Here is a 13,504-nt window from a genome sequence, read left to right as displayed (position 1 = left end):
GACTCAGAGCACCTCCATCAGGGGGCCACCGGGGAGCGGGACTCCGAGCAGGTTGTCGAAGACGAAGAAGGTGACGAGGGAGAGGCCGGCCGCGATGAGCGGGTCGCGGTCGTAGTGGCGGCTGCCCAGCGCGTACGCCGATCCCCAGAAGAGCAGGGCCCCGGAAACCGGGAAGCCGAGCGGATCGACGAGAACCGCGTTGCCGAGGAAGACCCCGGTGAGGAGCAGGACCGTACGCCAGTCGCCCGGCTCGCTCAGATCGACGTCCTCGCCGCCCTCGGCCTCGCCGCGGCCGCCGCGCAGGACGTCGAGGGCGAGGAGTACGGCGACGAGCAGCAGGGCGACGCCGACGACGACCGGGACGGTCCTCGGCCCGACGGGTCCGCGCTGGGTGAGGTCGACGTCCATGGTGAGGGCGTCGGTGAGGACGAGGACGCCGAGCAGCAACAGCAGGACGGCGACACCGATTTCGGAGTGTTCGCGCAGCCACCCGCCGCGGCCGGCGGGCGCGGGGGTCCCGGGTGCGGTTCCGGTCGTCACAGCCCCAGCTCCTTCAGCACCGAGTCCACGCGCTCGTCCTGCTCGTCCAGGAAGTCGCCGAACGCCTCCCCGGTCAGGAACGCGTCGTCCCAGCCGTTCTTCTCCATCGACGCCTGCCACTCGGGCGAGGCGTGCAGCTTCTCGATCAGCGCGACGAGCTTGTCGCGCTCGGTGTCGGTGAGTCCGGGCGGCGCGACGATGCCGCGCCAGTTGGTGAAGTCGGTGTCCAGGCCCGACTCGCGCAGGGTCGGGGCGTCGAGACCCTCGACGCGCTCGGGCCCGGTGACGGCGAGGAGCCTCAGCTCGCCCGACCTGATCTGGTCGAGGTACTCGCCGACGCCCGAGACGCCGAAGGCGACCTTGTTGCCGAGGATGGAGGCAAGGAGCTCGCCCCCGCCGTCGAACGGGATGTAGTTGACGGACTTGGGCTCGATGCCCGCCGCCTTCGCCATCAGCATGGGCGCGAGGTGGTCGGGTCCGCCGGGTGAGGAGCCGCCGCCGACGGGGAGCTTGGCGGGGTCCTTCTTCCAGGCGGCGAGGAGGTCGTCGATGGTCTGGTACGGGGAGCCCTTGCCGACGACGACGATGTCCTGCTCTTCGGTGAGCCGGGCGATCGGTGTCGTGTCGCCCAGTGTCCTGGGCGACTTGTTGGTGTGTACGGCGCCGACGACACCGAGCCCCATCGACATGGCGAGCCTGCCGTTGCCGTGTTCGCCGACGAGCCGGGTGAGACCGACGGTGCCGCCGGCTCCCGGCAGGTTGAACACCTCGATGTTGTGGGTGAGGCCGGCGTCCTCGGCGTTCTTCGCGGCCGTGCGGGCCGTGATGTCGTAGCCGCCGCCGGGGGTATTGGGAACCATGAAGCGCAGACCGGGGATCTGCGTGCCGGTGTCGGCGCCGCTGCCTGTCGTGAGCAGCGGCGGCCCCACCAGTACCAGCAGTGCCGCCCCGAGCAGGGCGAGGGGAGTGCGCACGCGCACCTGGGCCACCACCTGTCCGTTTGAACTGGGGATTCAGGGAAATTCGTGAGGTGGCCCACATGTTGCCCGCACGTTGACAAGCTGTCTCGCTTCCGCAACCAACGGACGTTGTGGTCGTTGTGGTCGCGCCCTAGCCTTGCGCGGTGACCAAGGTGCTGGTGGTGGACGACGACTTCATGGTCGCGAAGCTGCACAGCCGCTGCGTGTCCGCGACGGACGGTTTCACGGTCGTCGGAGTGGCGCACAGCGGTGCCGAGGCGCTGCGCGCGGCCGAACGGCTTCGTCCCGATCTGGTCCTGCTCGACGTATATCTGCCCGACATGGACGGGATCAGTGTGCTGCGCGAGCTGCGCGCGGCGGAGGAGCGGGCCGCGTCCACGGAGGACAGGCACACCGTGGACGCGCTGTTCATCACGGCCGCCCGCGATGCCGGGATCATCAGGGCCGCGCTGCGGGCCGGCGCCCTGCACTATCTGATCAAGCCGTTCAACCGGGCGGCCCTTCAGGAGCAGCTGCGGTACGTGGCGTCGGTGCGTACCCGCTTCGACGAACTCGCCGAGCAGGGCGAGGCGCGCCAGGCGGACGTCGACCAGATCTTCGGGCCCCGCCCGCCGGGCTCGCGCGAGCTGCCGAAGGGCCTCGCGACGCCCACGGCGGAGCTGGTCGAGCGCACCTTGCGCGAGCACCCCTCGGGCCTTTCCGCCACCGAGTGCGCCGAGTCCGGATCACTGTCACGCGTCAGCGCGCGCCGCTATCTGGAGTTCTTCGCGGACACGGGCCGCGCCGAGGTGACGCTGCGGTACGGCGGAACGGGGCGGCCGGAGCGCCGCTACCGGTGGATCGGCTGACGGTTCTTAACGATCGCTGATTGGTTCCTTAAAGGCACCATAAGGATCACCGTCCCCCGCCCCGGGCGGGGGATTTCGCTGTTTCCGGGGGCTAGCTTGCTGATCGCCGGGGCGGAGTTCGGTCCGTCGGCGCCGCTTGTTTTCGGGGGGCCGCGCCGCCGGACTCGATTCCCGCCCCGTGCCGCCATGTGTCCCCACCGCAAGGAGAACGACCCGATGACCGCTCGTCGCACGGACCGCAAGGGCGGCACGGCTGCCGTAATCGCCGCCCTCGGCATCACGCCGCTCGCGCTGACCGCCCTGTCGGCCGTTCCGGCTTCCGCCCACGGCTCGATGACGGACCCGGTCTCCCGGGTGTCGGCCTGTTACGCGGAGGGGCCGGAGAGCCCCGACTCGGCGGCGTGCAAGGCGGCGGTCGCGGCCAGCGGTGTGCAGGCGTTCTACGACTGGAACGCGGTCAACATCGCGAACGCCGCCGGCAACCACAAGCAGCTGATCCCGGACGGCGAGCTGTGCAGCGCCGGCAACGACAAGTACAAGGGCCTGGACCTGCCGCGTGCCGACTGGCCGTCGTCGAAGCTGGCCGCCGGCAAGCACACCTTCCGTTACAAGGGCACGGCTCCGCACAGGGGCTCGTTCGAGCTGTACCTCACCAAGGACGGCTACGACCCGACGAAACCGCTGAAGTGGTCCGACCTGGAGGAGAAGCCCTTCGCCGAGGTCACGGACCCGGCGATGGAGAACGGCGACTACGTCTTCGACGGCACGGTCCCGAACAAGTCGGGCCGTCACCTCGTCTACAGCGTCTGGCAGCGCTCGGACAGCCCGGAGGCCTTCTACACCTGCTCCGACGTGGTCTTCGGCAAGGACACCGGCGGGTCGGGCGCCGCCCCGGCTCCGACCGCGTCCGCCCCCACCGAGCAGGAGGTCGCGGACGGGGCCGACGAGTCGACCGTGGAGCACAACGGCCACGGTGACGACGACCACGAGACCGGCGCGGAGGTGACGGCCCCGGCCACCGGCCAGGCCGCCGACGAGCCCGCCGCCAACGCGCCGGAGGCGAACGGCACCGGCGCCGCGCAGCCGGTCACCGCTGCCGGCGAGAACCTGGCCGAGACCGGTGGCGACGGCACCACCCGGTACCTCGCGATCGGCGGCGCCGCCGCGCTCGCCGTCGGGGCCGCGGTGATGTTCGGCGCCGTCCGCCGCAAGGCCGGCCGCCGCTGACCCGGCACCGGCTTCGGCCCCCGCTTCGGCTCCGGCACCGGCACCGGCCGGCCTCTGTGGCTGCTGCCGCCCCCGCCTCGTTTCCCGGGCGGGGGCGGCAGCTCTGCGGCAGCCGTCGGGCGGCAGCGCTCGCAGTGTCAGCCGATCGGCCCAGCCCCGCCTGCGCGAACGCCGGGTGCCCCCGAGCGTGGGGACATGACTCTCGTCGACGAGGTGAAGACCGCCGTCACGCCACGGGCCGCACTGCTCGTCATAGGCGTGCTCGCCCTGCAACTGCTCTTCATCACGTCCTACGTGGGAGCACTGCACAGCCCGAAGCCCCGGAACGTGCCCTTCGGCGTCGTCGCACCCGAGCAGTCGGCCACGCGCCTCGTCGACCGGCTCCAGGACCTGCCCGGCGACCCCCTGGACCCGCGCACGGTCGCGGACGAGGCCACCGCCCGACGGCAGATCCTGAACCGTGAGATCGACGGCGCCCTGATCGTCTCCCCCGCATCGAAGACCGACACCCTGCTGGTCGCCTCCGGCGGGGGCACCGTGCTCTCCTCGGCCCTGACCGCGCTCGCCACCAAGGTCGAGGCGTCCCAGCGGCGCACCGTGGAAACCGTGGACGTGGCCCCGGCCTCGGACCGGGACTTCGACGGCCTCTCCGCCTTCTACCTGGTCGTGGGGTGGTGTGTCGGGGGCTACCTCTGCGCCTCGATCCTGGCGATCAGCGCGGGCTCCCGGCCCGCCAACAGAGAGCGCGCGGTGATCAGGCTCGGCGTCATGGCGCTCTACTCGATCGCGGGCGGGCTCGGCGGCGCGATCATCGTCGGACCGGTTCTCGACGCTCTGCCCGGCAGCATCATGGCCCTGTGGGGTCTCGGCTCCCTGGTCGTCTTCTCCGTCGGCGCGATCACGCTCGCCCTCCAGGCGCTCACCGGCATCGTGGGGATCGGTCTGGCCGTCCTGCTCGTCGTGATCGCGGGCAATCCGAGCGCGGGCGGGGCGTTCCCGCTGCCGATGCTGCCGCCCTTCTGGGAGACGATCGGCCCCGCCCTGCCGCCGGGCGCGGGCACCTGGGCGGCGCGCTCGATCGCGTACTTCCGGGGCAACGCGGTCTCCGGACCGCTTCAGGTCCTCAGCATCTGGGCGATCGCGGGCAGCGTCATCACCCTGATCATGGCCTCGCTGCGCAGACCGGACACGGTCGATTCCCCGCCGTCCGGCATGTGAGGACCGGGTCCGGGGCAGCGCCCCGTCCGGTACGCACGCGCACCGGACGGGGCCCCGGCAGGCAGGCCGGACCAGTACCGGAACCGGGACCCGGGGTTCAGCCGATCTCCGCCTCCAGCGCCTTCAGCGCCGCCGGCACCGGCTGGAAGAACGTCTCGCCGCCCGCCGTGCAGTTGCCGCTGCCGCCCGAGGTGAGGCCGATCGCCGTGTCGCCCGTGAAGAGCGAGCCACCGCTGTCACCGGGCTCGGCGCAGACGGTGGTCTGGATGAGCCCGTTGACGACGTCTCCGTTGCCGTAGTTCACGGTGGCGTCCAGCGCGCTGACCTTGCCGTCGTGCACCTCGGTGGTGGAGCCACTGCGCTGCACCGCCATGCCGACGATCGCCTCGCCCGCCTGGGCGATCGGCTGCGTACTGCCGTTGTAGAGGTTGACCTCGCTCGGGTGCTCCACCCCGTCGTCGTACTTGACGAGCGCGAAGTCGTTGCCGGGGAACGTCGAGACGGCCGTCGTGCCGAGCGCGCCGCCCTTGGAGTCCGCCCACTGGCTGCCGGCCTTGCCGCAGTGGCCCGCCGTGATGAAGTGGGGCGCGCCGCCCTTGACCACGTTGAAGCCGAGCGAACAGCGTGCGCTGCCGCTGAGGATCGCGTCGCCGCCCGCGACGAGCGGCTTGAACTCTCCGGCGGACTTCTTCAGCAGGGCCTTCTGGCCGAACGCGCGGACGGCCTTCTCCAGCTTCGCCCACGCGTCGCCCTCGACCGTACGGTCGGCCGTCACGACCACCTTGTTGGTGACCGGGTCGGTGGTCCAGGCGGTGCCGGGGACGGTGGTCTCGCCGCTGAGCGCGGACCGTACGGCGCTCAGCTCGGCCAGGGTGTTCTTGACGATTCTGGGCTTGCCGCCCGCTTTCCGTACGCTCTGGGCCGCCGTCTCGTTCATGACGTTGACCACGAGCTCCTCGGACTCGCTGTCGTAGTACGCCCCGGCCGCGTTGTCGCCCAGGGTCGACTGGAGGTCGGAGGCGAGCTTTTCGGCCCCCGTCGCAGTCAGCTTCTTGACGGTGTGCCGAGGGGTTTCGTCACTGGCGTTCGCAGTCTGGAAGGTTACTCCCGCTGCCATCAGGGCCGCGGCTCCGGCTCCCGCCATCGCCACGCGCCGCTTGAATGTGCGTCGGTGCTTCACGTCATGACCTCCTGTGGGGGGTTCGGCCCTGCAAGGTGGGGGGCGGGGCCGTAGTGCGCCCACCATTCCGAGGCTGATCGGCGGCACACAGAACCGTCTTCAGGACGCGCACACGACGACCTCCGCGCGCCCGCCATGTCTTTACTCTCCGAGCTCTGCCCAGTCGGTCGCGTTCGCGAACACCGGATGCGACCATCTGGGCGGCAACGCGTGAGAAGTGCCCCTGTCCGGTATTCCTCCACTCGACGGCGAGTCCCCGCCCGGTCGGCCGGGCGGGGACTCGTCTGCTGCCGACCGCGGTCGGTCTTCCGGAGTGATTTCCTCTCAGTAGACGCTGACGCCGTACGCGTTCAGGGCCTCGGTGACCGGCTGGAAGAAGGTCGTGCCGCCGGAGGAGCAGTTGCCGCTGCCGCCCGAGGTCAGACCGATGGCACGGGTGCCGGAGTAGAGCGGGCCGCCGCTGTCGCCGGGCTCGGCGCAGACGTTGGTGCGGATCATGCCGTAGACGATGTCGCCGCCGCCGTAGTTCACCGTGGCGTTGAGTCCGGTGACGGTACCGCTGTGAGTGCCGGTGGTGGAACCGCGGCGGGTGACGGACATGCCGACGGTGGCGTTGGCCGCGCTGGTGATGTCCTGGTTGCCGACGGTGCCCGGGTGCGGGACCGAGGTGTTGGCGTACCGCACGAGGCCGTAGTCGTTGCCGGGGAAGCTGGATCCGGCCGTCGGGCCGATGCTCGTGGTGCGGGCGGAGTCGGTGTACCAGGGCGGATTGCCGTCGGTGCAGTGACCGGCGGTCACGAAGAAGTAGGTGCCCGCGCTGTTGCGGACGTTGAAGCCGGCGGAGCAGCGCCAGCTGGTGGCGTAGATGGCGTCGCCGCCGGAGATGAGCTTGGAGAACCTGCCGGGGGTCCGCTCGACGCGGATGGCACCCGCGTTCGCCCCGGCTTCCCGCTTGATCTCGGCGATCTCGGCGCCGGAGACGGTGCTGTCGGCCGTGACGACCAGAGTGTCGGTCGCCTTGTCGATGTGCCAGGCGGTGCCGGCGACATCGGCCTCCAGGACCGCCTCACTCGCGGAGGAGAGCTGGTCGGCGCTGTACGTACGGGCCGTGTCGGCGCTGGCGTTCGGTACGGCGAGCGCGGCGGTGGCGACGAGTCCTGCGGTGACGGCGATCAGGCGGGATCGTCTCGCCACGCCATTGCGGGGGGTGGTGCGCCTGTTCCTCACTTTTCGTCCTCCCGAGGGAAGTAGGGGGCCCGTCCGTGGGGGGATACGGGCCCGTGAGGCGCAGTCAGTGAACCCGTCATCCGAATTCCGGACACGGTGTGCCCCTGACAAGCGCTGTTCGGGAGTATTCGGGGCGTCAACCTGCCCGCGCAAGGGCGCCTTTCGGCCGACCGGACACCACGGCAGACGGCGCCGGCAGCGCTGGGGCCGACGGGGCCGCGCGGTGTCCGGCGCGACGTTCCGCGTGATGCCGCTCCGTGGGCGCCGCTCCGGGGCTGGGACGGGTCAGCGGTCGATCCGGTTCCTCTCCCCCGCCGGGACCGGCACCGGCAAGGTGTTGCCCGGCGGCGGGAACGGGCAGACGAAGTGGTCGGCGAACGCGCACGGCGGCAGCAGCGCCCGGTTGAAGTCGACGGTCACCGTGGAGTCGGCCGCGGGCGCCGGCGGCCGCAGGAAGCGGAAGCGATACGTACTGCCCCCGCTGGTCGCGTCGGCGAAGACCGCCCAGAGCGAACCGTCGCCCTCGACCGCGACCTGAAGCGTGTACTCGACGCCGTCGATCGCGAAGGCGATCTCCCCGGCGAGTCCCAGCCCGCGCTCGCGCCCGTCCGCGTTCTCGACCCGGAGGGTGGTACGCCCTTCCCCGTACGGACGGAAGCGGCCCTGGAGCACCCACTTCGCGTCGTACGGTGTCACGTCCAGGCCCGCGAAGGCGCGCCGCGCCGGTGACCGGGGATCGAAGACACGGACCGCCCACAGCCCTTCGCGGCGCAGCACGACCAGCCGCCGGCCGCCGGCCGCGACGCGGGACTCCGGGATCGGCCCGGTGTCCGCGGTCAGCCTGGCCCCACCGGTGAGCGGCTGCCCGTCGACGGTGATCCCGTCCTCGGGCGCGGCGGTCAGGACCACCTCCTCGCCGTCGGCCGTCCACCTCCCCGGTACGTCCGGAATTCGACCTTCCGGGTAATCGGAGAGCCAGTGGGTGCCGGTGAGCGAGAGCGGACCGTACGGTCCGGAGACCGTCTCGACGCGCTGCTCGTGCCAGTGCTGCCAGTCCTGCCGGGGGTCTGTGCTCATGCACCCGACTTTTCCACACGGGCGCTGCGGGCACGGGGAGCCCGGGACGCCGCCGGTGTCCTCAGTCGCAGCAGTCGCAGTTGCAGTGGCAGGTCCAGTTCTCGCACTCGCACTTGTGGCAGCAGCCCTCGCGCTTCTTCCTGGACCAGGGCCCTTCGTACTCCGAAGCACAGCACCACTTGCAGGTGCAGCACAGCCCGACCGCGACCGCGCACCCGGCCCAGAAGCCCCTCCTGCCGGGCCTGCGCGGCTCGCCCGTGAACCCGGGCGGCATTCCGCCGGGGCCACCGGGACCGCCGTGGCCACCAGGACCACCGGGGCCGCCACCGGGCGTCCCGGGGCCGCCGCCGTAGGGATTGTTCGAGCCGTACGGTCCCCCGCCGCCGTTCCCGGACAGGGGCGGCGGCGTCCCGTACGCCTGCGCCTGCCCCTGGTGACCGCAGGCCGTCGTCCCGAAAGCCCGGTCCACCGACCGCTCCAGCTCGTGCGTCAGCAGGACGTGCGCCAGCTCGGCATCCGTGAACTGCGTGTCGCGCAGCGCCAGCCGTACGCCGTGCACCGCGTCGTCGCACAGCCGGCGCGCCTCGGCGAGCCCGGTGCCGGTCGCGGTGAGCGGGTTCCACGCACCCGACGCGGCGTCAGCCCGCTGGTCCTCCACGGCGTCCAGCAGATGCGCGAGCCTCCCGAAGAGGCGCCCCGCCTCCGCGAGCGGCGCCGCGTTCTGCGGTTTCCCGGCGAGTACGGCGGTGTGCGCGAAGGCCGCCGCGGTCGCCGTCTCGGCCGGTTCGGTGACCGCGAGGACGGAGGTGCCGGGGCCCGCCAGCGCCTCGATGCCGGCCTGGCGGTCGACCGCGTCGACGAGCAGCGCGGTGTCGAAGCCCAGGGAGGCGCCCGTACGCGCGCCCGCCCGGTCCCAGCCGGCGGCCACCCGGCGCGCGGCCGCGGCCACCGGCCTGCGCGCCAACACCCCGTCCCGGTCGGCGACGTGGTCCCGTACCTTCGCGGAAGCCAGGACCAGCGAGACGGCCGCCGCGAGCCTGGCCCCTTCGCCCTGGGCGACGGGCGCGGTCCGCATCGCGCGCAGCGGGCAGGGCCCGGCGGTGCGCCGCCACCCCGTGACGCGTTCGGACTGAGCCTCCGTCAGGACCGAGACGATGAGCCCGTCGTAGTTGGTGACGACCCTGGCGAGCTGCCCGTGGTCACCGCGAAGTGCCAGGCAGAGCCCGCAGAGATGGGCCATCCACTCGGTTCTGAGTCCCGCCGGGAGCCGGTGGCTGCAGGGCCTGACGATTCCGAACACGGCGTTCCCCAAGGTGTCGTTCGACGGTGCGCCCCGCATCGTATCGAGGTGGTTCGAGGGGGCCGGAGCGGGCATCTGTTCACCCGTCCGTCCCCCTCGTCACCCATGTGGCCCGACGGTCCTATTTTTCACCCTGTCAGCAGCCTTACGCGGTGGGAACCTTGACGAATCGCCACAAGTTCTGCACCAGTACCGTCACGAATCACCTGCGCGGCGACTATCCACTTGGCGCGTAATCCGCATGATGGACGACCATAGGGGGAGCGGAACACAGACACGACCGCGGTGAAAGGAGGCGTCCCATGGGATCGGTACGCAAGGCCAGTGCCTGGCTCGGACTCGTCGAGGACAGCGACGACGACCGCTACTACGACGACGAGTACGCCGAGGGAAACAACGAGACAGCCGAGCCCTGGGTCACGGACCCGCGGGTCCGGGTGGCCTCCGAACCGTCCGGGGACAAGGGCCCCAGGATCGCCACGGTCACTCCGGACGGCTTCCGGGACGCGCGTGCCATCGGCGAGCTCTTCCGGGACGGCGTCCCGGTCATCATGAACCTCACGTCCATGGAGCCCTCCGACGCCAAGCGCATCGTGGACTTCGCCGCCGGTCTCACCTTCGGTCTGCGCGGTTCGATCGAGCGTGTCGCGACCCGGGTCTTCCTGCTGAGCCCCGCCGACACCGAGGTCGTCAGCGGCGAGGCCGCGGGCCGCGACACGAACGGTTTCTTCAACCAGAGCTGATGGGCGGGGCCGCTCACCGGAAGGCGTCCAGGCCGGTGAGCGCCTTGCCCAGTACGAGCTGGTGCATCTCGACGGTGCCCTCGTAGGTGAGCACCGATTCGAGGTTCGTCGCGTGCCGCATCACCGGGTACTCCAGCGAGATGCCGTTGGCCCCGAGGATCGTCCTGCTCGTACGGCAGATCTCGATCGCTTCGCGCACGTTGTTGAGCTTGCCGAAGCTGACCTGTTCGGGCCGCAGGCGCCCCGCGTCCATGCGCCGCCCCAGGTGGTGGGCGAGCAGGATGCCCTTGTGGAGTTCGACCGCCATGTCGGCGAGCTTGGCCTGGGTCAGCTGGAACCCGCCGATCGGCTTTCCGAACTGCTCGCGGGTCCTCGCGTAGTCGAGCGCGGCCTCGAAGCTGGCGCGGGCCGCTCCCATCGCGCCCCACACGATTCCGTACCGCGCGTGGCTCAGACAGCTCAGCGGCCCCTTGAGACCGGTGACGTCCGGGAGGACGGCGTCGGCGGGCAGCCGTACCTCGTCCAGGACCAGCTCGCTGGTGACCGAGGCGCGCAGCGACCACTTGTGCGTGATCTCGGGCGCCGAGAAGCCGGGGGCGTCGGTCGGCACGACGAAGCCGCGCATGCCGTCGTCGGTCTGCGCCCAGACGACGGCGACGCCCGCCACCGACCCGTTCGTGATCCACATCTTGCGGCCCGTCAGGACCCAGTCGCCGCCGTCCTTCTTGGCGTACGTCCGCATCCCGGCCGGGTCGGAACCGTGGTCGGGCTCGGTCAGCCCGAAGCAGCCGATGATCTCGCCCGCGGCCATGCCGGGCAGCCAGCGCCGCTTCTGCTCCTCGGAGCCGAAGCGGTGGATCGCGTACATGGCGAGCGAGCCCTGTACGGAGACCAGCGAGCGGATGCCGGAGTCGGCGGCCTCCAGCTCCAGGCAGGCCAGGCCGTACTGGACGGCGGACGCGCCCGCGCAGCCGTAACCCTCCAGGGACATGCCGAGGGCTCCGATCGAGCCGAGCTCGCGGGCCAGTTCGCGGATGCCGGGGAGTTCGCCGCGCTCGTACCAGTCGGCGATGTGCGGCAGGACGCGGTCGGCGGCCCAGGACCGTACGGTCCCGCGGATCGCGAGGTCCTCGGGTGCCAGCAGGTCGTCGATGCCGATCGGGTCGGCGGGGTCGAACGACGGAAGCTGCTGAAGCTTCGAAGTGACGGACATTCCTGGCCCTCCGGCGGCTGCTCGGCTCACGGTGCTGCGCAAAACTAGCAGTGTTAGTTACTGTTCGCCGCCGACGTTACGGGGTCAGCGCGCGGCCCGTCCAGACCCGGCCCGTTCCCGGGACTCCCGGCGCGCCGGGACCTTCACCCGGGGGCCGGCTTCCTGGTGACCGGGGTGCTGCGGACCGGACTGCTGCCGGCCGGGTACCCGGGCGTCCGGCGCCGGGCGGTCCGTCCCCTTCCCCGGTTTCTCAGGTTTCTCCGGTCCGCGCGCCCCGCACTCCACCGGCCCCGGCAGTCTCAGCGCGGCCAGCGCCCCGAGCAGCAGCAGGCCCGCGCTGACGAAGAGCGTCACGTGCAGACCGTGGACGAAGGCGTGCCGTGCCGTGGAACGCACCGCGTCACCGGCGGCTCCGCCGAGCCGGGACGCGACCGTGTACGCCTCGCCGAGCGAGTTCGCCGCGCCCGCGCTGTCCGCCGGGGAGACCCCGGGGATCGCGGTGACCCCGGGCGCGTAGGCGGCGTTCATGACGCTGCCGAGCAACGCGATGCCCAGGCCGGCGCCGAGCTGGTAGGAGGTCTCGCCGATGGCGGCGGCGCCGCCCGCGTGCTCGGCCGGGGCCTCGCTGAGCATCGACTCGTACGCACCGAAGAGCGTGGTCTGGAGCCCGAAACCGAGCAGTACGAAGCCGACGGCCAGGAGTGCGGGCCGGTCGTGCTGTCCCATCAGGGTCAGTACGAGAACGGCCGCGGCGGTCAGCGCGAAGCCGAACGACACCATGGCGCGCGGGCCGAGCCGCTGGAGGGTGTACGAACCGGTGGCACCGGCCGCCATCGCGGCGAAGGTCAGCGGCAGCAGCCGCAGCCCGGTCTCCAGCGGGCTCAGTCCGAGCACCAGCTGGAGGTACTGGACGGCTATCAGCTCCAGGCCGACCAGCGCCAGCATCGCCAGGACGATGCATCCGACGGAGGTGGAGAAGGCGGGCCTGGCGAACATCGTCACGTCGATGAGCGGATGCGCCCGCGTCCTCTGCCGCCGTACGAAGAGGACGAGCAGTACGGAGCCGACGAGCAGCGGCAGCAGCGTCCCGACGTCGGCGATCCCCTCGCCTGCGCCCGCCCGCTTCACGCCGAGGACCACGCCCAGCACACCGGCCGCCGCCATCAGCGCGCCGAGCACGTCCCAGGGCCCCTGGCCGCTCCCCCGGGATTCGGGCAGCAGCCGCCGGCCGGCCGGCAGGATCAGCGCGATCAGTGGGATGTTGACGAGGAAGACCGACCCCCACCAGAAGTGCTGGATGAGGAAGCCGCCGAGCACCGGCCCGGCGGCGGCGCCCATGGCCGCGACCGCGGTCCAGATGCCGATGGCGGCGGCGCGTTCGCGCCGGTCGGGGAAGGCGTGACGGAGTATCGAGAGCGTCGCGGGCATGATCATCGCTCCGCCGACGCCGAGCAGGGCGCGGGCCGCGACGAGGACGTGCGGGGTGTCGGCGAAGGCGGCGAGCGCGGACGCGGCACCGAAGAGCCCGTAACCGAGCAGCAGGACTCGACGGCGGCCGACGCGGTCGCCGAGCGTGCCGAAGAGGATCAACAGCGAGGCGCAGACCAGCGGATAGGCGTCGACGATCCAGAGCAGTTCCATCGCGTCGGGGCGCAGGTCCTCGGAGACGGCCGGGACGGCGATGTGCAGGATCGTCGCGTCGAGGGCGACCAGCAGGAGACTGGCGCACAGGACGACCAGTACGGCCCAGCGGTTGCCGGCGACGGCCGTCAGGTCCGGCCGATGCCGGGGGGCGTCCGCAGACCGTTGCGTTCCGGCCGTGGTCGTCCCTGACATGTACGTACCTCCCCGTGGAATCCCTCGCGCTCGGCGGACCGGCGGGGACGGCGTGTCCAACGCCTCCGCGGGGCCCGGCATCGACGGGCGAGCGAGCCGTCAGATTACGCGAGTT

12 protein-coding genes are annotated in these 13,504 nt (G+C 71.6%); 4 read left to right on the top strand and 8 right to left on the bottom strand.

Going from position 1 to position 13,504, the window contains the following annotated elements; translation table 11 throughout:
* Positions 1-3 precede the first annotated feature (3 nt).
* Both ABD374_RS08735 and ABD374_RS08730 read right to left on the bottom strand, forming a co-directional pair.
* Positions 4-540: a tripartite tricarboxylate transporter TctB family protein gene (locus tag ABD374_RS08735; protein ID WP_344493157.1), complete on the bottom strand. Its 537-nt coding sequence runs from the start codon at positions 538-540 to the stop codon at positions 4-6.
* Complete coding sequence (locus tag ABD374_RS08730) at positions 537-1,520, bottom strand: Bug family tripartite tricarboxylate transporter substrate binding protein (protein WP_344493155.1); 984 nt, start codon at positions 1,518-1,520, stop codon at positions 537-539. Before ABD374_RS08730 ends, ABD374_RS08735 begins: the two co-directional genes overlap by 4 nt.
* A 143-nt stretch (positions 1,521-1,663) precedes the next feature.
* Here ABD374_RS08730 and ABD374_RS08725 point away from each other — a divergent pair, with 143 nt between their 5' ends.
* The 3 genes from ABD374_RS08725 (at position 1,664) to ABD374_RS08715 (ending at position 4,813) form a co-directional block, all read left to right on the top strand.
* Positions 1,664-2,368: a response regulator gene (locus ABD374_RS08725; RefSeq protein WP_344493153.1), complete on the top strand. Its 705-nt coding sequence runs from the start codon at positions 1,664-1,666 to the stop codon at positions 2,366-2,368.
* Positions 2,369-2,584: 216 nt separating this feature from the next.
* Positions 2,585-3,595, top strand: coding sequence for a lytic polysaccharide monooxygenase auxiliary activity family 9 protein (locus ABD374_RS08720; protein WP_344493151.1), 1,011 nt, complete (start codon positions 2,585-2,587; stop codon positions 3,593-3,595).
* Positions 3,596-3,790: 195 nt separating this feature from the next.
* Positions 3,791-4,813, top strand: coding sequence for a DUF3533 domain-containing protein (locus ABD374_RS08715; RefSeq protein WP_344493149.1), 1,023 nt, complete (start codon positions 3,791-3,793; stop codon positions 4,811-4,813).
* Positions 4,814-4,910: 97 nt separating this feature from the next.
* Here the strand turns inward: ABD374_RS08715 and ABD374_RS08710 are convergent, their stop codons facing one another.
* From ABD374_RS08710 to ABD374_RS08695, 4 genes are all read right to left on the bottom strand, one after another.
* Positions 4,911-5,993, bottom strand: a complete 1,083-nt coding sequence (locus tag ABD374_RS08710; protein ID WP_344493148.1) for a S1 family peptidase — start codon at positions 5,991-5,993, stop codon at positions 4,911-4,913.
* 324 nt (positions 5,994-6,317) lie between these two features.
* Entirely contained in the window at positions 6,318-7,220 is a 903-nt protein-coding gene (locus ABD374_RS08705; protein ID WP_344493147.1) for a S1 family peptidase, read from the bottom strand.
* 285 nt (positions 7,221-7,505) lie between these two features.
* Positions 7,506-8,297 (bottom strand): DUF1684 domain-containing protein, encoded by a 792-nt coding sequence (locus ABD374_RS08700; protein WP_344493145.1) that lies wholly within the window; start codon positions 8,295-8,297, stop codon positions 7,506-7,508.
* 61 nt (positions 8,298-8,358) lie between these two features.
* Positions 8,359-9,597, bottom strand: coding sequence for a DUF5685 family protein (locus ABD374_RS08695; RefSeq protein WP_344493143.1), 1,239 nt, complete (start codon positions 9,595-9,597; stop codon positions 8,359-8,361).
* Between the two features lie 302 nt (positions 9,598-9,899).
* Here ABD374_RS08695 and ABD374_RS08690 point away from each other — a divergent pair, with 302 nt between their 5' ends.
* Positions 9,900-10,340 (top strand): cell division protein SepF, encoded by a 441-nt coding sequence (locus ABD374_RS08690; RefSeq protein ID WP_344493141.1) that lies wholly within the window; start codon positions 9,900-9,902, stop codon positions 10,338-10,340.
* A 13-nt stretch (positions 10,341-10,353) separates the two neighbouring features.
* Here the strand turns inward: ABD374_RS08690 and ABD374_RS08685 are convergent, their stop codons facing one another.
* On the bottom strand, positions 10,354-11,553 hold the full coding sequence (locus tag ABD374_RS08685; protein WP_344493139.1) for an acyl-CoA dehydrogenase family protein: 1,200 nt from the start codon (positions 11,551-11,553) through the stop codon (positions 10,354-10,356).
* Between the two features lie 84 nt (positions 11,554-11,637).
* Entirely contained in the window at positions 11,638-13,389 is a 1,752-nt protein-coding gene (locus ABD374_RS08680; RefSeq protein ID WP_344493137.1) for an MFS transporter, read from the bottom strand.
* Positions 13,390-13,504 lie beyond the last annotated feature (115 nt).

The organism is Streptomyces enissocaesilis (genome assembly GCF_039533765.1).
Taxonomy (GTDB): Bacteria; Actinomycetota; Actinomycetes; order Streptomycetales; family Streptomycetaceae; genus Streptomyces; species Streptomyces enissocaesilis.
Note: the sequence above shows the minus strand (reverse complement) of the source record. Positions and strands in the feature narration are given on the sequence as shown.

Excerpts from the sequence above, each read along its gene's own strand:
- ABD374_RS08680 (WP_344493137.1), bottom strand. The coding sequence starts at position 13,389 with ATGTCAGGGACGACCACGGCCGGAACGCAACGGTCTGCGGACGCCCCC.
- ABD374_RS08700 (WP_344493145.1), bottom strand. The coding sequence starts at position 8,297 with ATGAGCACAGACCCCCGGCAGGACTGGCAGCACTGGCACGAGCAGCGC.
- ABD374_RS08715 (WP_344493149.1), top strand. The coding sequence starts at position 3,791 with ATGACTCTCGTCGACGAGGTGAAGACCGCCGTCACGCCACGGGCCGCA.
- ABD374_RS08690 (WP_344493141.1), top strand. The coding sequence starts at position 9,900 with ATGGGATCGGTACGCAAGGCCAGTGCCTGGCTCGGACTCGTCGAGGAC.
- ABD374_RS08720 (WP_344493151.1), top strand. The coding sequence starts at position 2,585 with ATGACCGCTCGTCGCACGGACCGCAAGGGCGGCACGGCTGCCGTAATC.
- ABD374_RS08685 (WP_344493139.1), bottom strand. The coding sequence starts at position 11,553 with ATGTCCGTCACTTCGAAGCTTCAGCAGCTTCCGTCGTTCGACCCCGCC.